Source organism: Chitinophaga deserti, assembly GCF_003149455.1.
GTDB lineage: Bacteria > Bacteroidota > Bacteroidia > Chitinophagales > Chitinophagaceae > Chitinophaga > Chitinophaga deserti.
Genome location: NZ_QFFK01000004.1, coordinates 405,372 through 426,093, shown reverse-complemented (window position 1 = coordinate 426,093; position 20,722 = coordinate 405,372). Strand labels below are relative to the sequence as shown.

21 protein-coding genes are annotated in these 20,722 nt (G+C 50.8%); 6 read left to right on the top strand and 15 right to left on the bottom strand.

Annotated elements, in window-relative coordinates:
• The first annotated feature begins 120 nt into the window (after window positions 1-120).
• Window positions 121-471 (top strand): MmcQ/YjbR family DNA-binding protein, encoded by a 351-nt coding sequence (locus tag DEV76_RS11545; RefSeq protein ID WP_109698054.1) that lies wholly within the window; start codon window positions 121-123, stop codon window positions 469-471.
• Between the two features lie 59 nt (window positions 472-530).
• Here the strand turns inward: DEV76_RS11545 and DEV76_RS11540 are convergent, their stop codons facing one another.
• The 4 genes from DEV76_RS11540 to gyrA form a co-directional block, all read right to left on the bottom strand.
• Entirely contained in the window at window positions 531-1,481 is a 951-nt protein-coding gene (locus DEV76_RS11540; RefSeq protein ID WP_109698053.1) for an NADP-dependent oxidoreductase, read from the bottom strand.
• A 99-nt stretch (window positions 1,482-1,580) separates the two neighbouring features.
• A complete protein-coding gene (locus tag DEV76_RS11535; RefSeq protein WP_109698052.1) occupies window positions 1,581-1,925 on the bottom strand; it encodes a KGG domain-containing protein in 345 nt (114 codons plus the stop codon).
• A 282-nt stretch (window positions 1,926-2,207) separates the two neighbouring features.
• Entirely contained in the window at window positions 2,208-3,458 is a 1,251-nt protein-coding gene (locus tag DEV76_RS11530; RefSeq protein ID WP_109698051.1) for a tetratricopeptide repeat protein, read from the bottom strand.
• A gap of 42 nt (window positions 3,459-3,500) precedes the next feature.
• Entirely contained in the window at window positions 3,501-6,122 is a 2,622-nt protein-coding gene (gene gyrA / locus DEV76_RS11525) for a DNA gyrase subunit A (RefSeq protein ID WP_109698050.1), read from the bottom strand.
• Between the two features lie 333 nt (window positions 6,123-6,455).
• Between gyrA and DEV76_RS11520 the strand changes: the two genes are divergently transcribed.
• A complete protein-coding gene (locus DEV76_RS11520; RefSeq protein ID WP_109698049.1) occupies window positions 6,456-7,781 on the top strand; it encodes a saccharopine dehydrogenase C-terminal domain-containing protein in 1,326 nt (441 codons plus the stop codon).
• A 524-nt stretch (window positions 7,782-8,305) separates the two neighbouring features.
• On the opposite strand, the gene DEV76_RS11515 is transcribed toward DEV76_RS11520, so the two are convergent.
• The 6 genes from DEV76_RS11515 to pdhA all read right to left on the bottom strand — a co-directional run bounded on the left by DEV76_RS11515 (window position 8,306) and on the right by pdhA (window position 12,510).
• Window positions 8,306-8,989, bottom strand: a complete 684-nt coding sequence (locus DEV76_RS11515) for a Sir2 family NAD-dependent protein deacetylase (RefSeq protein ID WP_109698048.1) — start codon at window positions 8,987-8,989, stop codon at window positions 8,306-8,308.
• Window positions 8,990-9,031: 42 nt separating this feature from the next.
• A complete protein-coding gene (locus tag DEV76_RS11510; protein WP_109698047.1) occupies window positions 9,032-9,439 on the bottom strand; it encodes an EVE domain-containing protein in 408 nt (135 codons plus the stop codon).
• 23 nt (window positions 9,440-9,462) lie between these two features.
• Window positions 9,463-10,182, bottom strand: coding sequence for a (Fe-S)-binding protein (locus DEV76_RS11505; protein WP_109698046.1), 720 nt, complete (start codon window positions 10,180-10,182; stop codon window positions 9,463-9,465).
• A 78-nt stretch (window positions 10,183-10,260) separates the two neighbouring features.
• Window positions 10,261-10,764 carry a 6,7-dimethyl-8-ribityllumazine synthase gene (gene ribH / locus DEV76_RS11500; protein ID WP_109698045.1) on the bottom strand — a complete coding sequence of 168 codons (504 nt, stop codon included), beginning with the start codon at window positions 10,762-10,764 and terminating at the stop codon, window positions 10,261-10,263.
• An 8-nt stretch (window positions 10,765-10,772) separates the two neighbouring features.
• Entirely contained in the window at window positions 10,773-11,486 is a 714-nt protein-coding gene (locus DEV76_RS11495; RefSeq protein WP_109698044.1) for a tetratricopeptide repeat protein, read from the bottom strand.
• Window positions 11,487-11,517: 31 nt separating this feature from the next.
• Entirely contained in the window at window positions 11,518-12,510 is a 993-nt protein-coding gene (pdhA, locus tag DEV76_RS11490) for a pyruvate dehydrogenase (acetyl-transferring) E1 component subunit alpha (RefSeq protein WP_109698189.1), read from the bottom strand.
• Between the two features lie 138 nt (window positions 12,511-12,648).
• Between pdhA and recF the strand changes: the two genes are divergently transcribed.
• Window positions 12,649-13,743: a DNA replication/repair protein RecF gene (recF, locus tag DEV76_RS11485; RefSeq protein WP_109698188.1), complete on the top strand. Its 1,095-nt coding sequence runs from the start codon at window positions 12,649-12,651 to the stop codon at window positions 13,741-13,743.
• Here recF and DEV76_RS11480 read toward each other — a convergent pair.
• Window positions 13,740-13,901, bottom strand: a complete 162-nt coding sequence (locus DEV76_RS11480; RefSeq protein ID WP_109698043.1) for a DUF1328 domain-containing protein — start codon at window positions 13,899-13,901, stop codon at window positions 13,740-13,742. The two genes, recF and DEV76_RS11480, sit on opposite strands and share 4 nt — an antisense overlap.
• A gap of 133 nt (window positions 13,902-14,034) precedes the next feature.
• On the opposite strand from DEV76_RS11480, the gene DEV76_RS11475 reads away from it, so the two are divergent.
• Window positions 14,035-15,264, top strand: a complete 1,230-nt coding sequence (locus DEV76_RS11475; RefSeq protein WP_109698042.1) for a TCR/Tet family MFS transporter — start codon at window positions 14,035-14,037, stop codon at window positions 15,262-15,264.
• 1 nt (window position 15,265) lies between these two features.
• Here the strand turns inward: DEV76_RS11475 and DEV76_RS11470 are convergent, their stop codons facing one another.
• Entirely contained in the window at window positions 15,266-15,919 is a 654-nt protein-coding gene (locus DEV76_RS11470; protein ID WP_109698041.1) for an NADPH-dependent F420 reductase, read from the bottom strand.
• Between the two features lie 45 nt (window positions 15,920-15,964).
• Entirely contained in the window at window positions 15,965-16,702 is a 738-nt protein-coding gene (locus tag DEV76_RS11465; protein WP_109698187.1) for a menaquinone biosynthetic enzyme MqnA/MqnD family protein, read from the bottom strand.
• Between the two features lie 93 nt (window positions 16,703-16,795).
• Here DEV76_RS11465 and purB point away from each other — a divergent pair, with 93 nt between their 5' ends.
• Together purB and DEV76_RS11455 are read left to right on the top strand one after the other, a co-directional pair.
• Window positions 16,796-18,136 (top strand): adenylosuccinate lyase, encoded by a 1,341-nt coding sequence (purB, locus tag DEV76_RS11460; RefSeq protein ID WP_232826934.1) that lies wholly within the window; start codon window positions 16,796-16,798, stop codon window positions 18,134-18,136.
• Window positions 18,136-18,534 carry a thiol-disulfide oxidoreductase DCC family protein gene (locus tag DEV76_RS11455; protein WP_109698040.1) on the top strand — a complete coding sequence of 133 codons (399 nt, stop codon included), beginning with the start codon at window positions 18,136-18,138 and terminating at the stop codon, window positions 18,532-18,534. Before purB ends, DEV76_RS11455 begins: the two co-directional genes overlap by 1 nt.
• Window positions 18,535-19,069: 535 nt before the next feature.
• On the opposite strand, the gene DEV76_RS11450 is transcribed toward DEV76_RS11455, so the two are convergent.
• Entirely contained in the window at window positions 19,070-19,792 is a 723-nt protein-coding gene (locus DEV76_RS11450) for a hypothetical protein (protein ID WP_157962838.1), read from the bottom strand.
• A 16-nt stretch (window positions 19,793-19,808) separates the two neighbouring features.
• On the bottom strand, window positions 19,809-20,693 hold the full coding sequence (locus DEV76_RS11445; RefSeq protein WP_109698038.1) for an FKBP-type peptidyl-prolyl cis-trans isomerase: 885 nt from the start codon (window positions 20,691-20,693) through the stop codon (window positions 19,809-19,811).
• Window positions 20,694-20,722 lie beyond the last annotated feature (29 nt).

Sequence of the window (20,722 nt, the reverse complement as noted above, 5' to 3'; positions counted from 1 at the left end):
ATATAAGGTTCGCCGGGTTATTTGTTTAATAATCAGTATGCAGAGGTGCTTTTAAAAGTGAGGATTCCTATCTATAAAAAGCACTTTTCGACCAGCCGGGAGTTTTCGTACATTGCGGGTATGAATCTGGAGAAACTGCAAACCTACTGCCTTTCCCTGCCCGGCACCGCTGAAGCATTTCCGTTCGGGGAAACCACACTCGTCTTTACCGTAATGGGTAAATTGTTCGCCCTTGTGGATGTCAACTCTTTTGAAAGCATCAACCTCAAATGTGATCCTGAAGAAGTAGAGGAGCTGAGGGAGCGATATGAAGCGGTATTGCCGGGGTATCATATGAACAAGAAGCATTGGAACACCATCCTGTTCGATGGCTCCATTCCTGACAGCCTGCTGCTCGAATGGGTAAAGAACAGCTACGACCTGGTAGTGGCCAAGTTGCCTAAGAAGTCCCGCGAAGAACTGGGTAAATAACAACACCGCCGCAACCCGGGATTGCTCCCGTGCCGCGGCGGCGTTTATAAATATGAGTTTTAACCCAACGATTCGTTAATGAGGAGGATCGTTTTGCCTTTGCTTTTGCCGGTGCGGCTGTCTGCAATGGCTACAGGCGCCTGGTCGAGGGGAATGCGGCGGTCTACCGGTACGGTGAGCTTCCCATTGTCTGCCAGATCGCGGAGGGCATCCAGGGAGGCGGGTGAGCCTTTGGTTTCGAAGTTGCCGCCTTTCAGGCCCAGTTCGTGGAGGTGATCTTTATCGGCTACGAACTGAGTGGTATATGCCTTACCGCCTTTCTTAACGAGTGACAGCATTTTCTCAAAGCCGGATTTATTACCTACGAGGTCGAACAGGGCGTCGGCCCCGCCGGCAAATTGCTCTTCTACCGGGGCAGTCTTATAATTGATGGTTTCTGCTGCACCCAGTTGCCTTATCCTGGCAGCGGCTTCATCGTCCGATACGGTGGCAATGACATGGATGCCTCTTTCCTTAGCGATCTGTGTTATAAAAGACCCTACGCCACCCGTGGCTCCGATCACCAATACTTTCTGACCAGCTGTGAGGCCCGACCGTTCGATCAGTTGCATGGCCGTCATGCCTGAGGTGGGCAGTGCTGCAGCATCAGCCAGTGATATGGAATGCGGGGCTATGGCGATGGCAGCTGATTCCGGAACGGTCACGAATTCTGCGTATGAGCCTTCGCCTACCGGGTTGTGCAGCATCTGGCCGTATACCTGGTCGCCCGCTTTGAAGCGCGTTACGCCTGCACCAACGGCTTCCACTACGCCTGCGCCGTCTACCCCGAGGATCAGGGGAAAAACGTGGGGCATTTGTTCTTCAAGGATACCGTCTACCAGCTTCCAGTCGAAGGGGTTGAGCCCTGCCGCGGCGAGCCTGATGCGGATGGTACCATCTTTCAGGGCGGGTTCCGGAAGGTCCATCACCTGGGGTATGCTTTTGAATTGATTGACTGCTACTGCTTTCATAAGAGGTTGGATTGGATGACAAAGTAGGTAAATTACTGCTGCGCACAAAAAAAGCGTGTACCGTTTCTGATACACGCTTTTCCAGTTCAGTTATGTGCCTCAGCGCGGTTTGCTGGGTTTGCGGCCACCACCATGAGAGGCTTTGCCTCCCTTACTGGCTATCTGGCGTTGTTTTTCTTTGTCCATGGCAGCAAAGCCCCTTCTGCTGGGAGTTCTTTTAGGAGTTTCACCATGAGCGGCGGCGTCGCCATCTGCTAATTCCGCTTCACGCTGATTGCGCCGGTCTCTTACGTCCTGTTCATTTTCATCGTATCCTTCCAACTTGTAGTTGGCATCGTCGTTAAATTCCTGTTCTCCGTAACGCTCCTGCCGGTTGGCATCTTTCATCAGCATGTTTTCGTGATGTTTCTCCTGCATGTCAGTAGGTTTTGTTCGTGTGACCATAATTTAAGGATTTGATATGGTTATGTGAATCAAATGCGTGTATTTCAACTACATAGGATAATTACCATGCCAACGGCTATTCGGGCTATATATATTATTACCGGTAATAAAAGAACCGTTGATTCACAGCGTAATGCATTGAATTCCATTATAATTACCTACTTGTTTGCGTAATAACAGTACTGTGGAAATATTGCGGCAGTTTGGGTGGCGGGGGAAAGTTTGGGGCAACAAAAAAGGCAAGGGTTGCCCCTTGCCTTTTTCTGATTGGGAGAAACCTGCTTACAGGCTTTCCAATTTCTTTTTCACTACTTCTACTTTATCGCTCATGTTCTTGATAGCGTAAATTTTCTGAAGGGCGTACAGTGCGCTTTCGAAAGTGCGTTTGTCGCTTGCTTCGAGGTTGCTGCCCATGGCGGTGAAGCCTGCGTCAGCTTTTTCGAAGAAAGGCAGTGCCTGGTCCATAAGACCCTGTACTTTGGTTTGCAGTTCTTTCGCTTTAGGGCCTGTTTGTTCCTTGCTGGTGAGAGCGTTCAGCTCTTTATTGCTGGCAACGGCGCGGTTGAAGTAAAGGGCACCGAGCTGGAAGTTAGCGGTAGCATCATCGGCTTTGAGGGCCAGAGCTTTTTTGTACGCTTCTTCTGCTTTGTTCATCAGCGCGTCGTAGTTGGCGGGCTTAGCAACATCGTTACCTTTCTCGTCGCGGGGATTGGCTACGTTATCGAGACGGATGGCGTAGTCGAGCACGAGGTTGAAATCGCTGGGGTTTTCTCCCACTTTCTTCTCGAGCATGCTCAGCAGATCGTCGGTTTTGCCGGTTTTGGAATAATAAAGCATTTCCATGTCGTTAAAGCGCTTGTCGGCCGGGAAGAGGCCTTTGGCTTTTTCGATGGTACCGAGCCAGTTAGCGTTATCGCCACGCTCTTCGTACTGTTGTGCGAGCACAACGTAGAGGGCCGGTTCAGTTTTGAACTGGAGGTCGGCAGCTTTCTTCAGCAGATCGAACGCATCGTCTTTTTTACCAGCCTGCTGTGCAGCGTAACCGGCGTAGAATACCATGGCAGTATCGGTGGGGATGGTACCGCCGAGGTTCTTACCATTATAATAGTCGCGCACTTCCACTGCTTTTTTGAAGTAAGTGAAAGAGGAATCCCACTTCTGGTCGTTCAGGTTACCATAACCGGCGTTGCCGATGGTGGCGTACACGTTGAACATGCGGTTATTCATTTCCAGGAGTGCTTCCGGCAGTTTGGGGTTGAGTTCGAGTGCTTTTTTGAAGGACTCGAAAGCAACTTCCGCATCGGCTGCGCTTTTGTTTTTGGTAGCGAGGGCTTCATAAATTTTGCCTTTCACATACCAGGTACGTGCGTCATCTTTCGTTTTTTCGTGAGCAAGGGCCGCTTCGATATCCGTTTTCGCCTGGTCGATTTTATCGTTCTTCAGGAATTCATCTGCACTATTCACTTTTGCTTTCTGCGCCATGCCTGCAAATCCGGCGCCGCAAAAGAGAAGCGTTACAAATAGTTTTTTCATGTGGCTCAGGTTTTTAAATAATTATCGTTAATTGTTAGAGGTTTATTCTTCTGTAGGTGCTTCTTCCGCATCGCCTCCGGCAGCTTCGGTGTTTTCACCGGCATCTTCATTTTCTGCGCCTTCCGCTAATACGGTACCTTCTGCTCCTTCAATTCCTTCTTCACCTTCTGCTACAATGGCCTCTAATTCTTCCTGCTCATCGAGGCGGGCTACTGCGGCGATCTCGTCGGACTCATCCATGCGGATCAGTCTTACGCCCTGTGTGGCACGGCCTGCTTCACGAACATCACCCACCGCCATGCGGATGGTGATACCGGATTTACAGGTGATCATGAGGTCATTGGTTTCGGTAACATCGAGGATGGCGATCAACGGACCGGTTTTTTCGGTTACGCTGATAGTTTTCACCCCTTTACCCCCACGGTTGGTGATACGGTACTCTTCGATATCGGTCCGTTTTCCGAATCCTTTTTCGGAAACTACGAGCACGGTTTTCGTCTTATCTTCCTTATCAACACAAATCATACCAACCACTTCATCTTTCTCATTATCAACTTCAATACCACGTACCCCGATGGCGCCGCGGCCTGTGTCGCGCACTGTATTTTCAGGGAAGCGGATAGCGCGGCCGCTCTTCACAGCCATCATGATTTCGCTGTTACCGTTGGTCAGTTTAGCTTCCAGTAGCTGGTCGCCATCGTTTACGGTGATTGCGTTCACACCGTTTGTACGCGGACGGCTGAATTCTTCCAGCAGTGTTTTCTTAATGATACCATTACGGGTGCAGAGCACGATGTAATGGTTATTGATGAAGTCTTTATCATTCAGGTCTTTGATATCGATGATCGCGCGGATCTTATCGTCAGACGGGATGGTGATAAGGTTCTGGATTGCACGGCCTTTGCTGGCTTTTTCTCCTTCAGGGATTTCGTAGACCTTCAGCCAGTAGCAGCGGCCTTTCTCTGTGAAGAACAGCATGGTATGGTGGGTGGAGGCAACGAACAGGTGCTCGATGTAATCCTCATCCCTCGTTTTACCGCCGATGGCGCCACGGCCGCCGCGTTTCTGCTGGCGGTAGTCGTATGCGGAGGTGCGTTTGATATATCCGAGGTGAGAAATGGTGATTACCACATCTTCCTCAGCGATGATATCTTCGATGCGCATTTCCGCTGCCAGGTACTGGATCTCGGTTTTACGCTCGTCGCCGAATTTCTTCTTTACTTCTTCCAGTTCGGTTTTGATGATTTCCATACGGAGACCTTCATCACCCAGAATTTCTTTCAGGCGGTCGATGAGTTTCATGATTTCATCGTGTTCTTCGCGGATCTTATCGCGTTCCATGCCTGTTAAGCGCTGGAGGCGCAGTTCGAGGATGGCTTTGGCCTGGATCTCGCTCAGCCCGAAATTGCTCATGAGGCCTTCGCGTGCTACATCGGGCGTGGCGGAGTTACGGATGAGGGAGATAACGGCATCGAGGTGATCGAGTGCGATGAGATAGCCTGCGAGGATGTGGGCTTTCTTTTCTGCTTCGCGGAGTTCGAACTGGGTACGGCGGGTCACTACTTCGTGGCGGAACTCGATGAATTCTTCGAGCAGTTCCTTGAGGTTCATGATCCGGGGACGGCCTTTTACGAGTACCACGTTGTTGATACCGTAAGAGGTTTGCAGTTCGGAGTATTTGTAAAGCTGGTTGATGATAACGTTAGGGATCGCTTCGCGTTTGAGATCGATCACGAGGCGCATGCCTTCGCGGTCGCTTTCATCACGTACATCGGAGATGCCTTCGATCACTTTATCATTTACGAGCTGTGCAATTTTCTGGTGCAGAACGGCCTTGTTCACCTGGTAGGGCAGTTCGTAGATAACGAGCTTTTCCTTACCTGTTTTAGAGGTTTCTGAATTGATCTTACCGCGAACTACTACCCTGCCGCGGCCGGTTTCGAAGCCTTGTTTAACGCCTTCAAAACCGTATATGATACCACCGGTCGGGAAGTCGGGGGCTTTGATGTGCTTAATGAGTTCTTCAACGGTAATGTTCCGGTCAGCGATCATGGCGGTAAGACCGTCGATCAGTTCGCTGAGGTTGTGGGGCATGATGTTGGTGGCCATCCCTACCGCGATACCTGAAGCGCCGTTGGCGAGCAGGTTGGGAATACGGGTGGGCAACACCAGGGGCTCCTGGAGGGTATCGTCAAAGTTGAGTGTGAAATCTACCGTATCCTTTTCAAGATCGTCGAGCATGGCTTCGGCAAACTTCTGCAGGCGCACCTCCGTATAACGCATGGCCGCAGGCATGTCACCGTCGATGGATCCGAAGTTACCCTGCCCGTCGATCAGCATGTACCTGAGCGACCATGGCTGGGCCATACGTACCATCGTATCGTACACGGAAGAGTCACCATGCGGGTGATACTTACCCATTACGTCCCCAACAACACGGGCAGATTTCTTGTAAGGTTTGTTGTGTGTATTTCCCAATTCATGCATGCCAAAGAGCACGCGGCGGTGAACCGGTTTAAAACCATCCCTTACATCCGGCAGCGCGCGGCCCACGATCACCGACATGGAATAGTCGATGTACGCAGTCTTCATTTGCTCCTCAATGTTGATCTGAACAATTCTACCGTCCTTTTGATTGCCTTGATTGTCCGTGTTCTCTATCATTATGTTATTGGTTTACAGGTTTTTCTGTCTCCTTAAATAAAGAGCAAATATAACGAATTTGAGCCGTATTAAGGCCGTTTGGGGGCGGAATGTGAATAAAAATGGCCGAATTATCCTACTTTCGCGTCATCTCCGGTAAATGTTCTATATATCTTAAAATAGATATATACCAGCCGATTTCAAATTGGCAAGCTATTTGTTTATAACCCTATGAAAATCAACCCTTATAATCGAATGCAAGCAATTCGGGGAGTTTCGGGAAAACCATACTTATCTGAACATTCGCCGGAATTTATTGTTTTCGTTTGGTAGTTTTTAACCATAGAGTCTCATATGAAGCATGTTCTATTGTTTGGCGCCGGCAAGTCAGCGACTGTTCTGATCGATTACCTGCTGGCCAATGCGCCCCGGCAGAAATGGCACATAACGGTAGTAGACAGCGACCTGATGCTGATCAAATCCAAGATAGGCAAGTCGTATTACGCCACTGCGGCGGCTATTGACGTGAAAGACGCATCCGTGCGCCAGCCACTCATCCGGGAAACCGATCTCGTGATTTCTCTCCTGCCCCCCGCCCTCCACATCGTGGTTGCGCGCGACTGTCTCGAAGCAGGAAAGAACCTCCTGACTGCTTCCTACATCGATCCTGAAATCCGTAAACTGGAAAAGGAAATTGAAGCGGCAGGCCTCCTCTTCATGTACGAAATGGGCCTCGACCCCGGCATCGATCACATGTCGGCCATGAAACTCATCCACTCCATCGAAAAGAAAGGCGGGCAGATATCCTGCTTCCGCTCCTATTGCGGCGGCCTCATCTCCCCCGAAAGCAACGATAACCCCTGGCAGTATAAAATCTCCTGGAACGCCCGCAACATTGTGCTGGCAGGCTCCTCAGGCGCCATATACCGCGAAAAGGGCAAGGTGAAGGAAGTGGAATACGAACAACTGTTCGACCAGTCTAAAACCATCCAGGTACCCGGCCTCGGCAAGCTCGCCTGGTACCCCAACCGCGATTCCCTCAACTATACGGATATTTACAACCTGTCTAACGTGCCTACCTTCATGCGCGCCACCCTCCGCTACCCCGATTTCTGCGAAGGATGGAACGCCCTCGTACGCCTCGGGCTTACGGACGATAAGAAAAAGCACCCCACCGACAAGGTCCCCTACTTCGCCTGGGCATCTCAGAACATTAAGGTCGATGACTCCCTCAGCCACGAAGAAAACATCGCCCAGTTCCTCGGCGTCAGCAGCAAGAGCAAACTGATCCGCCAACTGAAATATTTGGGCATTTTGAACGGGGATTTGATTAACTTAGGGGAACAAACCAATGCGGGTGTTCTGCAGCATGTTCTCGAAGCCCGCCTGAGAATGGAGCCAACAGATAAAGACATGATCGTAATGCTGCACGAAATCGAGTTCGAGCGCAGGAACATGACCACTAAATTATCCAGTTATATGATTGTGCAGGGTGAAGATAACCTGCGCACCGCTATGGCAAAAACAGTTGGACTGCCCCTGGGTATTATGGCCAAACTGGTCCTTTCCGGACAGGTTAGCCTCACAGGACTACAGATCCCCGTTATGCCAGACATCTATAACCCCGTCCTCCGTGAACTGGAGGAATTCGATATCAGGTTCGAGGAAACTTTCGATTGAGCACACAAATCATTACACTTCGGCCAAAGATTCAACCAGCCCCATACCTGGATCAAGTCATTTTCCTATGACTACTCCTTATCGAGGAGGTTGAACATGTGAAAGAACGCGCCGTCCCGGCTTAATCGGGACGGCTTTTTTTATTAGTTAACGTGATATTGCTGGCCGGAAAAGACCGGATATTGTTACAGGCCAATTACTGTACTGTAACAGGCCGGTTAGCGTATGGATAGCGTATGATTACAGTATGACTACAGCGCTATTAGCGTATGATTACAGTACGATTACAACGCTATTGCAGCGCTATTACAGTACGATTGCAGCGCTATTACAGCGCGATTAGAGCGCGATTGCAGTACGATTACAGCGCTATTAGCGTACGATTAGCGGCCGGTTAGCGAACGAAATATGTTCACGCAAGAGATTTTTAATTTCCGTGAAGTTGCTTAGCACACGGTAACTCATTCAAAATAAGAAAGGCAGCACATCATGTGCTGCCTTTCCTGTTTTATACAAATACTGTATTACAACTTCAATAATTCCTTCAGCTCCGCGATCCCTTCCGTGGCCGCTTTTTCGATCAGCGTCCAGTTCGCGGAATCACTTACGGGGGGAATCTTTTTGTCGATGATAAACCTCGGTACATCGGCCCGCAGGTAATTCACGAGGCCGGCTGCGGGATACACATTCAGTGAGGTACCGATCAGTACAAACGCATCGGCCTGAACGATCTCCAGCACAGCGGGCTGTATCATACTCACATCTTCCCCGAACCATACCACATGCGGGCGGAACTGTCCGCCATCCGGGGCCAGCTGCCCCATTTGGATATCCTCTGCGATATCGAACAACAGCGTTTCATCATACTCGCTGCGCATCTTCAGTATCTCGCCATGCAGGTGCAGCACGCGGGAGGAGCCGCCGCGCTCATGCAGGTCATCGATGTTCTGGGTAATGATGCGCACATCGTACCATTCTTCCAGTTCGGCCAGGCCTATATGTGCTGCGTTGGGCTTGGCGGCCAGTACATCTTTGCGGCGGAGGTTATAGAATTCCTGCACGAGGGAGGGATTTTTAGCCCAGCCGTTGGGAGAAGCTACTTCGTAAACGTCGTGGCCTTCCCAGAGACCGTCGGAGTCCCTGAAAGTGCGGAGCCCGCTTTCTGCGCTGATGCCTGCGCCCGTGAGCACGACCAGTTTGGGTTTCATGTTGCGTCGGGTTTAAGAAAGATATAAAAAGAAATGGCAGGCTTACATGCCCGCCATTTCCATGATTTTCTCAAATTCTTCGGGCTTCACCGTGCCTACCGATAAGCGGCCGAGGCGGATGAGGTCCATCGTGGCAAGACTTTTCTCCGCTTTGATCTGCGCGAGGGAAACAGGCTTTTTAAGCTTCTTTACCGGTGCGAGATCTACCGCCAGCCAGGCGGGGTCGGGTGTGGTGGGGTCCTGATAGGATTCCTTTACCACTTTAGCGATGCCGACGATTTCCAGTCCTTCGTTGCTATGGTACCACAACACCTGGTCGCCTTTTTTCATGCTGCGCAGGTTATTGCGGGCGGCGTAGTTGCGGACTCCATCCCAGAACGTCACTTTATCTTTCACGAATTGGTCCCACGAATATTTGAAGGGCTCCGATTTCACTAACCAATATTGCATTCAGAATCTTTTATTGTGGCGGGTTACCAGCCGCTGGCCAGTACGTCCGCGATGTGCATGATTTTAATGTTTTGTCCGTGTTTACGGATGTAGCCGTCGAGGTGCATGAGGCAGCTGAGATCGGTGGAGATGAGGTAATCGGCTCCGGAGTCAGTTGCGTTATTAACTTTCTGTTCGCCCATTCCGAGGGAGATGGGTTTGAACTTCACGGCGAAGGTGCCGCCGAATCCGCAGCAGGTTTCCGGCTCCACCATTTCACGCATCTCAAGTCCTTTCACGTTGGCCAGCAGTTTACGCGGACCTTCCTTGATACCGCATTCGCGCAGGGCGCCGCAGGCATCGTGGTAGGTGCCTACGCCTTCGAGGGTGGCGCCGAGGTCGGTAACCTTGAGAACGTCTGTGAGGAATTCGGTGAATTCGTAGAGGTTCTTACGGAGGAGTTTTACATCGTTATGAGCGGCGGAATTATCGAAAAGCTTTCCGTAGTAGTTGCGTACAAATCCTGTGCAGGAGCCGCTGGGGGCTACAATGTAATCATACACGTGAAAATCCTTCAGGAACTTGGTGGCTACAGAGCGGCATTCGTCCTGGTAGCCTGCGTTGAAAGCCGGTTGTCCGCAGCAGGTTTGTTCCGTATTGTAATGCACAGTGCATCCCAGTTTCTCCAGTACTTTCACCATGTTGAAAGCGGTTTCCGGGAATAGCTGGTCTACGAAGCACGGTATGAAAAGATGTACGTTCATGCTAATGGGTATCTGTTTGGGTAATGAGCAGACGAAGTTACGGGGTTCAGTTAAAGTATGCTGCCTTTAACTTCGTCATTATAAGGCACTTTTGGCCAACTGCCGTTGAAATCCGATCATTTTCATGGCGGTGAGTGCTGCTTCTTCACCTTTGTGGCCATGTGCGCCACCAAGGCGTTCTGTAGCCTGTTCTACCGTGTTTACGGTGAGGATGCCGAAGATGACGGGTACCGGAAGTTCGAGATTAAGCTGCAGGATGCCGTCGGTAACGCCTTTGCATACGTAATCGAAGTGAGGGGTTTCTCCGCGGATGACGCAGCCGAAAGCGATGATGGCAGAGGGCTGTGCGCCGGTGGCGCGGGTATTTTCCCAGATTTGTTTGCAGGCGAAAGGCAGTTCGAAAGCGCCGGGCACGGTGAGGGTGCGGAAGGCGATCTTATTTGATTCGAGGGTGCGTTCGCAGCCGGCAACGAGTTCATTGGTGATGAAATCGTTCCATTCTGTTGATACTATAACAACACTGGCATTCTCCAGTGGAAGAATGCCAGTGTTGCTGAGTAAAGTCTGATTGTATACGGACATTTCCCGGGTTATTTCACCTCGCCCAATCTCGCCAGGTATTTCTCCATTTCGCGGCCTTCGTTGGAGCGGGGGTATTTTTGTTTGATTTGTTGATACACAGTTTTCGCTTCGTCGGGTTTGTTGGCTTTTTCCAGTGCCAGGCCTGCGCGGAGCAGGTACATGGGGGAAGTAACCTCATTGTCGGAAGCGCCTGCTTTTTTGTAGTAGCTAACGGCGTCAGCTGCGTTGTTGAGTTCCATGTAAGCGTCTCCGATGAGGCCGTTTGCGATGGAAGATACAACGATATCTTTGCTGCTGAATTCTTTCAGCTGGTCGATACCTTTCTGGAATTCACCGAGGCGAACATGGCAAACGCCTGCGTAGTAATGAGCGAGGTTGCCGGCTTTAGTGCTGCCGTATTTATCGATCACCTGAAGGAAACCGTAGTTGTTACCATCACCGTTGAGCGCTTTGCTCAGACTGTCGGCCGCAAAGAAATTCTGCGCCTGGAAGATGGCTACCTGCGCTTTTTCTTCTGCAGGCTGGCTTACGAAACGTTTGTAACCGAAGTATGCGGCTACGCCGATTGCAAAGCCTATTACAACAGCGTTGATAACATTCTTGTTCTTGCCGTAGAAGTCAGTAGCCCTGTCTGCAGTAGCCTGCAGGTCAAAGTCCTGGTTTTTCACTGCCGTTGCGGGCTGTTTGGTGTTTGCTTTATTTTCTGCCATGGTTGTTTGCATAAATAATATAAGTAGGTAGACAGGGATCTGATTAATCTACGATGAAGGGATAATCTTCCTGAATGTATACGTCTTTAAGCAGCTCGTTATCATCCGGCCAGGGGCTTTCTTCCGCGAATTTCACGGATTCTTCCACTTCTGCTTTCACTCTTTCGGTGATAGCTTCGATGTCAGCAGCGGTAGCCCATTTATTGTCGAGCAGTGTTTTTTCTACGATAGTCAGGGGATCTCTTTCTTTGTATTCTTCCACTTCTTCCTTGGTACGGTATTTAGCCGGGTCGGACATGGAGTGGCCGCGGTAGCGGTATGTTTTGATTTCCAGCAGGGTGGGTCCGCCGCCTTCACGGGCGCGGGTCACAGCGCGGGAGATGCCTTCGTGTACAGCTTCGCAGCTCATACCGTCGATAGAATCGGCGGGCATTTCATACGCATCTGCCAGTTTGTAGATGTCGAGTACGTTAGAGGTACGTTCAACAGAGGTGCCCATTGCATAGTGGTTGTTCTCGCAGATGAATACTACGGGAAGTTTCCACAGCATAGCCATGTTGAAAGTTTCGTGCAGCATACCCTGGCGGGCAGCGCCGTCGCCGAAGAATGCCAGAACAGCATTATCGGTACCCAGATATTGTTCAGCGAAAGCCAGACCAGCGCCGGTGCCGATTTGAGCACCTACGATACCGTGGCCGCCGAAAAAGCCGTGTTCTTTAGAGAAGAAGTGCATGGAACCGCCTTTACCTTTAGAGCAGCCGGTAGCTTTACCGTACAGCTCGGCCATGCAGGCCTTGGCGGAAATCCCTTTCGCGATCGCCAGTGCGTGATCACGATATGCGGTGATAAACTTATCGCCGGGTTTAGTGGCAGTCATCGCCCCTGCTGCAATTGCCTCCTGGCCGATGTACAGGTGACAAAAACCGCGTATCTTCTGCATTCCGTATAATTGCCCTGCTTTCTCCTCGAAGCGACGCAGTAACAGCATCAATTCGTACCAGTACAGATATGTCTCTTTGGTGAATTTCGTTTTCACGTCTGTTAAAGTTTGCACTATTTCTAAATTTGTTCGCAAATATAACAGGAAAATCTGCAAATTCAAGCAATTTTGCAGAAGGATGTCCGAACTGCTTATGGCATACGGGCTTCCGGGGAATCAAACAGATCAGACAGCTTGTTGACAATATCCACTATAGCACTCACACAGTTCAAGAATTATTCGTACCGCAGCTTCCGGTTCAGCTCCCGTATTGTTGGCATCACCGGCCGCAACGGTTCAGGCAAAACAAACCTGCTCGACGCCATATATTATCTCTGCTTCACCAAAAGCTATTTCAGCACCGCCGAAAGCCAGAACATTCAGTATACCATGAACGGCTTCCGGCTCGAAGCATCCCTGCTGCGCCATCAGCAGGAAGAAAAAATTGTGTGTACGGTGAAAGACGGAAAAAAGGACATTGCCCTGAACGATGAGCCTTACGAACGCTTTTCCCGCCATATCGGGCACTTTCCCGCGGTAATGATTGCGCCCGACGATGCGGAGATCATCCTCGGCGGCAGTGAAGACCGCCGCAAGTGGCTGGACGGCCTCCTGTCGCAGCTCGTACCCGGTTACCTCGATCATCTCCTCGCCTACCATAAAATACTTCAGCAGCGTAATTCCCTGCTGAAAACCATGGCCTCCATGGTTCACTCGCCCGATCCCCTCCTCGATATCTTCGATGAACAGCTGGTACAGCACGGCACGCCGGTGTATGAGGCCCGCAAGGCTTTCCTCCCCGCATTCATCGACCAGGTGCAGGACCGCTACGATTACCTCGCCGGCAGTCATGAAACGGTGGCTTTCCGCTACCACAGCCAGCTGCACGAGCAGCCTTTCGCTACTTTACTGGCCCAGTCGCGCCTCCGGGATAAACAGGTGCAGCGTACCACGCAGGGAATCCACCGGGATGATCTGTTGTTCCTGCTGGACGAGCATCCCATGAAAACGAGCGCCTCGCAGGGCCAGCGCAAGAGCTTTTTGTTTGCTCTTAAACTGGCACAATACGAGGCGATCCGTGCGCACAAGTGCTTCCCTCCCATCCTGCTGCTCGATGATGTTTTCGAAAAGCTGGACCAGGAAAGGGTTTCCCGGTTAATTCAACTGGTGCTGCAGCCCGATTACGGGCAGGTGTTTATCACCGATACGCATGGCGACCGCCTGCGCGAAGCATTTGCGGCCTGTCCGGATGCAATACAGCTCATTTCCATGCAGGAAACGCTCCCTTAGCGCCGCATAAGGCCGCCGATCAGGGAAACCAGGAACAACACGAGGAAAATAAAGAAAAGGATCTTAGCGATGCCCACAGCACCTGCTGCGATACCGCCGAATCCAAATATAGCCGCCACTAAGGCGATGATGAAGAAAACAATTGCCCAACGTAACATAATAAAGGGTTTTAAAGTGAAACAATGCTGGTATACAGAATGTTTTGCAAACATCATTCCACGAATGACGTATGTCATTTAAGGGTACATTCCCGGCCCTATTCCTGTAGATTTGCGCAAATTTCACCACAATATGCGGCGTTTCTCGGGCCCTTTGGCCTTCATTTTCATTACTTTATTAATCGACTTCATTGGTTTCGGGATCATCATGCCCGTGGTGCCGAAGCTGATCGAACAACTGATCGGCGGCAATGAAAGCGACGCATCGTGGTACGGTGGCTGGCTTACCTTCGCCTACGCCTTCATGCAATTCTTCTTTGCCCCCATCCTTGGGGGCCTCAGCGATAAGTACGGCCGGCGGCCCGTATTACTCCTTTCCATGGCCGGTATGGGGATCGATTACCTCTTCCTGGCATATGCGCCCAACATCTTCTGGCTGTTCGTAGGCAGGATATTCATCGGGATTACTGGCGCCAGTATGACTGCCGCCTCCGCTTACATCGCCGATGTAAGTACCCCTGAAAAGCGCGCCCAGAACTTCGGACTGCTGGGCATGGCTGTAGGTATCGGTTTTATGCTGGGACCGGTTATCGGTGGACTGATCAGCCATACCTGGGGCTTGCGGGCGCCGTTCTTCCTTACGGCAGGACTTTCCCTCCTGAATGCGATATATGGCTATTTCATCCTACCCGAGTCGCTGAAACCCGAGAACCGCCGGCCATTTGAATGGACGCGTGCCAACCCCTGGGGCGGGCTGCAGCAAATGAAGAAATACCGGTACATCTACCCGCTGCTGGGCTCCGTAGCCCTTATCTATACGGCTATTCACGCCATTCAGAGTAACTGGACGTACTATACCATGTTTGTATTCAATTGGTCTGAGTCGATGGTGGGATATTCTCTTTCCTTCGCGGGGCTGATGCTTATTATCGTACAGGGCGGGCTGATCCGTATCGTGTTGCCGAAGCTCGGGTATCACCGCGCGGTATATATCGGGCTGCTTATATACGGTACCTCTTTCCTGCTCTTTGCCCTGGCTAAGGAAGGATGGATGATGTTCCCGATCCTGGGGCTATACGGCCTTGGAGGGATATTCGGGCCAAGCCTGCAGGGCGTGATCTCCAACCAGGTACCGCCCAATGAACAGGGGGAGCTGCAGGGTACATTTACCAGCCTTATCAGTTTAACGAACATCATAGGGCCGTTACTGATGACGGGCCTTTTCCACTTCAGCACGCAGGAAGGGGCACCGGTCTACTTTCCGGCGGCGCCTTTCGTGATGGCTTCGATTCTTACCCTTCTGGGCGCAGTTTTGGCCATCAGGGCGTTCCGTAAGCATAAAAGTGCGGCCGCAGCGGCCTGATCTATTTGCGGAGAAGGGCGAAGGCGTGGCTCCAGATGCCTTTCCGGAAGCCGATGGCGCACCATACAACGGCCATGGATTCCAGGTGGCGGCTCATGGCAATATCTCCCGTATCGATCACATCTTTCCAGCCCAGTTGCCCCAGGATGTCTGTTACGGCCAGTTTGGCGAGGTCGTCGTTGCCGGCGATGAACATGGCGGGTGTGCCTTCTGTAAAAGAGGGTTCCACCATGCTTTGATTACCGATGGTATTGAGGGCTTTAACAACGTGCGAATCCTGCAGCCAGCGCTGCACCTGCTCCCCGCCCGATTTGGCATGGCCGGTAGACAAATGCAGACGCCCCTCCGTGTCGGGCCCCTGGCCGTCGAGCGGATTGGTCACGTCTATCACAATCTTTTTCTTGAAATTCCAGATCCCGGCCAGCTCTATGGCGGATTTGGTGCCGGTCCACCCGGTGCATAGCACCACGATGTCCCCGAAAGCGGCGGTTTCCGAGTAGGTGCCCGCTAAGATGGCGGAGTTTTCCGCCAGCCATTGCTGCAAGCCTTCCTTTTGGGTGTGCCGGGTCCCGATCATCACGTGATGGCCGCGCTGCTGAAAGCCTGCGGCCAAAGTCAACCCAACGTCGCCCGACCCGAGGATGGCGATCTTCATACTGACAGATTTGCTTCTATCCTAATTTAAGCAAATCCAGCGGTATTATTGCAGGTAACTCAAAAAACGCTGCAGTCCCTGCCGCTTCGAAGGCGTAAGGCGGTAGCTGATGTTCTGGGTGTAATACACCGTGAGGTCATAAGCTGGATAAGCGTTTTCCGCTACTATGGCGGGGATATTGTTCATACCGATGGCATTGGCATCGTTGAACTGCTGGATAAACTCAACAGGCAGCGGCTTGTTGCTCACCCAGGCTGCAAATACAAAAGGCAGGCTGGTAAAGCGGATCCAATGTTCTGCCAGGTCGTAGATGAAGGGGGAAATAAGGCGCTGGCGAAGGGCACGGTCGCCGATAACCAGCCCGGCATCGGATCCTTTGATCAGACCTTCATATTCACCGGCGGTTTCCACCAGTTCCACATCCAGTTTCCAGTATTCGCGAACCAGCACTTTGAGCAGGGCTACAGAGGTGCGGGATTGATAATCGAGGTAAATACGTTTTATTTCCTGCAGGGGCACCTCGCTGAAGAGGCATACGGACGCAACCGGACTTTCAGCACCGATGCAGAAATCAGAAATTATATGAGATTCCTTCAGTTTCGGGATAATTGCCACCGGAACCAGCCCCACATCTACCGTTCCATCTATCAGCTGACCGGCTATTTTAGCCGGGTAATCCACCGTCAGTTCCATGTTCCGCAGTATCGGGTGTTCCCTGAATCCGTACAACAAAGGCTTCGTATTCAGATAACTTACTGCTGCTACTTTTACTTTCCGTTCCAATTTCTGTAATTTTGAGCCTGCTAAATTAAAGTAATTCCCGTAATTACCTGCTTTGGGATAAACCGGGGGCTTTACTGACAGGATAATAATAACATGATGCAATTACAAGCTTTAACTGCTATTTCCCCGGTAGACGGGCGTTACAGAGGCCAGCTCGAAGAACTGGCCCCTTATTTTTCCGAATATGCGTTGATTCGTTACCGTGTACAGGTGGAGGTGGAATACTTCATCGCCCTGTCCGAACAGAAGCTGTTCACCCTCCCCAAAGCCAAGCTGCCCGCCCTGCGCGCTATTTACCGCGACTTTACCGTGGAGCAGGCCCAGCTGGTGAAAGACACGGAGAAAGTAACCAACCACGACGTGAAAGCCGTGGAATACTTCCTGAAGAATGAACTGAAAGCGCTCGGACTGGAAGACAAGCTGGAATGGGTTCACTTCGGCCTCACTTCCCAGGATGTGAACAACACCGCCACCCCCCTGCTCTGGAAAGATGCGATTGAGCATGTATACCTCCCTGCCATCTCCAACCTCATCATTCACCTGAAGAAGCTGGCGAAAGACTGGAAAGCCATCCCCATGCTGGCCCGCACACACGGTCAGCCCGCTTCCCCCACCATTCTCGGCAAAGAGATCCAGGTGTTCGTGGAGCGCCTCGAAGGCCAGATCAAGCTGCTGGGCGAAATCCCCTTCGCAGCCAAGTTCGGCGGTGCTACCGGTAACTTCAACGCCCACCACGTGGCATTCCCTGCTATTAACTGGGAGAAGTTCGGTAACAAGTTCGTGAATAACAACCTCGGCCTGCAGCGTATGCAGTATACCACCCAGATCGAGCATTATGATAACATTGCAGCCCAGTTCGATACGCTGAAGCGTGTGAACAATGTGCTGGTAGATTTTGCGCGCGACGTGTGGACTTACATCTCCATGGACTACTTCAAGCAAAAGATCAAGAAGAACGAAGTAGGTTCCTCCGCCATGCCGCACAAGGTGAACCCCATCGATTTCGAGAATGCCGAAGGTAACCTCGGTATCGCCAATGCTCTGTTCGAGCACCTGGCCGCTAAACTGCCTATCTCCCGCCTGCAGCGCGACCTTACGGATTCTACCGTACTCCGCAACATCGGTGTACCTTTCGCGCATAGCCTGCTGGCGCTGAAGAGCCTCGATAAAGGCCTGAACAAGCTCATCCTCAATACTGCCAAACTGCATGAAGACCTGGAGAGCAACTGGGCTGTGGTAGCGGAAGCTATCCAGACGGTGCTGCGCCGGGAGAACTTCCCGCAGCCTTATGAGGCGCTGAAAGAGCTGACCCGTGGCGGAGAGGCGATCACGCAGAAAACGATGCATAAATTCATCGACGGACTGAAGATCACCGCTGCGCTGAAGAAAGAGCTGAAAGCCATTACGCCGCATAACTATACCGGTATCCACTAATGGATGAAAAGGCCATTATCCTGTTCGATGGCGTTTGCCGTTTCTGCAATGGCAGCGTCAACTTCGTACTGCGGCACGACCGGAAAGATCATTTCCGTTTTGCGCCCCTGCAATCCGAAGCCGGACAGGCCTTACTGGCCCAACATGGTATAGACCCTTCCAAGACCGACTCTTTCGTGCTAATAGAAGGCAACAGAGCCAGTTTAAAGAGCACAGCAGCCCTGCATACCGCCAGGCACCTCGGCTTCCCTGTGAGCCTCTTATGGGCGTTTATCATAGTTCCGGCATTTATCCGGAATGCGGTGTACGACTGGATAGCCCGTAACCGCTACCGCTGGTTCGGGAAGATGGATGCCTGTATGGTGCCTGATGAACGGGTCAGGCGTAAATTCCTCTGAATTTGGACTTACCAACATAGAAAAAGCCGCTTCACTACCGTGGAGCGGCTTTTTTAGTGCCATATCCTATTGCTTCAGGCAGTAAAAAAGCCATTAAAACCTGTTTTCATGATAACTAGAGCATGGTTTAAAGGGTACTTAAAGTCTGAAAAAGGCAAGTTTATTTAGGGTTGCTAAACAAAATAGCTAATAATGATATTTAATTAACGATATTCTGATACTATACTCTCATTTCTGAGTTGGCAGTGCGTCAAACTGTACTAAACAGTGGGTACCCTTTTTCTGAAACCCAATACAGCAAAGGGTTAGAGGCACTTTTGAAAACCTTATACCTACATTACCCCTACATTATACCTGAAGTAACCCTGAAGTATATGTGAAGTAACAACGGAGTAACTGTGCTTCTGACGTGAAGGTACGGTGAAGGAAACTTGGGGTAAGCTGGCATAAATGCCCCTGTTGGGAGGGTTTTGGTGTTGGGGTAAGAAGAAAGCCCGTCCTGGTGGGGCGGGCTTTTTGTATAGGCATCTAATGCTTATTTGGAAGGTGCCGGAGGAGGAAAAAGTGATGTTCCCCGGTATGCTTTTACATCGAATGTTTCATCGGACAAGTCCTTCACAAGCCCTTTCAAAAAGGATAAATCCGTACTCAGAAAGTCAATATTAAAATGACCTGATATCTTAATCACTAACGGTAGTGTATTGTGTGTAATATCCAAATCTTTATACAGACGTCCATCAACTTGCGCAGCAACACGCGGATATGCAATTAACTCCGGAAAGATTGCCAGCAATTCGTCTTGTGTAAATATCAATGCACCGCTAAATTCATAACGAACTCCATATTGATCGAATAGTGCTCTCAAGGAACTTAAATTGGCCCCTTTTTTCGGCAGCCATTTCAAGTCTTTATCATCATGATTAACCATCCAAATTGACTTTGGGTCAAATTTCAAAATAGCGGTCTTAAGCAAACTTTCATAAGCCTCAGTTTTTCTAACATTTGTCTGCGCTTCGCTATTAGCTGATATTTGAAACGAAGCACCATACCACACTACAGGTGACTGAGTTTCACCGAGTAAGTAATCAATATAAAGTTCCCTGTCGAAGGGAAGAATCTCATTTACTTCTTTTATAAATTTCATCTTATTTTTTATTGGAATTAATTTACTTCCATTCCCCATTTGGGAAACTGCTTTGCAAAATATTGGTTTACAGGTTAAAAAGAAAGCCCGTCCTGGTGTGGACGGGCTTTGCATATAGGCAATCTATTGCTTATTTGGAAGGTGCCGGGGGCGGCGGGGGAACTGCGCCAGGTGCGGGCTGAGCAGCAGCGGGTTTCACGTCCAGGAGTTCCACGTCGAAAACGAGGATGCTGTTCGGTTTGATGAAGGGACCAGAGCCGTTCAGACCGTAAGCGAGGGAAGACGGGATCACGATAGTGGCTTTAGAGCCAACTTTCAGCTGAGCCAGTGCATCATCCCAACCTGCAATCACGCGGCCTTCGCCTACGTTGAATTTCAGGGGCTCCAGCGGCATGCCGGGGCGCAGGGTGCTGTCGGTGTTGGAATCGAACTTGGTGCCATCCAGCAGTTTACCGGTGTAGTTCACGGAAACTTCGTCGCCGGCTTTAGCCTGAGCGCCTGTACCTGCAACAGTCTCAGCGATGTAAACGCCTTTGGGAGATTTGCGGGTGTTCAGGTTGTTTTTCTTGATGTATTCAGCGATTTCCTTTTCGTCTTTCTCGTTTTGTTTCGCGGAAGAGTACTTGCTGTCTACTACGAAAGCAACTTTCATAATGTCGCCTTTCTTAGCCATGGGAGGCATTTGCGGCATGGAGTCTACAGGCAGCATGAACACGGCGGAGTCGCCTTCAGTCAGCATGGCGAAACCGTCCATGAGATCGTACTTGTTCATTGATTTCTGCAGAACGAGGGGCATACCGGTAGGTGCCTGCTCGCGGGAAGACATCAGGAGAGAGTCGTTCAGGTAAGAAGAGAAGTGAACCACGATGGTATCGCCTTCTTTCAGCTTATCGCCTTTACCTTCTTTAGGAACGGTGAAGTCAATGCCACCCGGGGTCTTTCTCGGGCCGCTTTTACCGCAGCTGGCCAAAGCGAGGCCTCCCAGCGCAACAAGTAACAGATTGTTTGTTTTCATCTTAACGATTGAGTTTATGAACGTGTGTG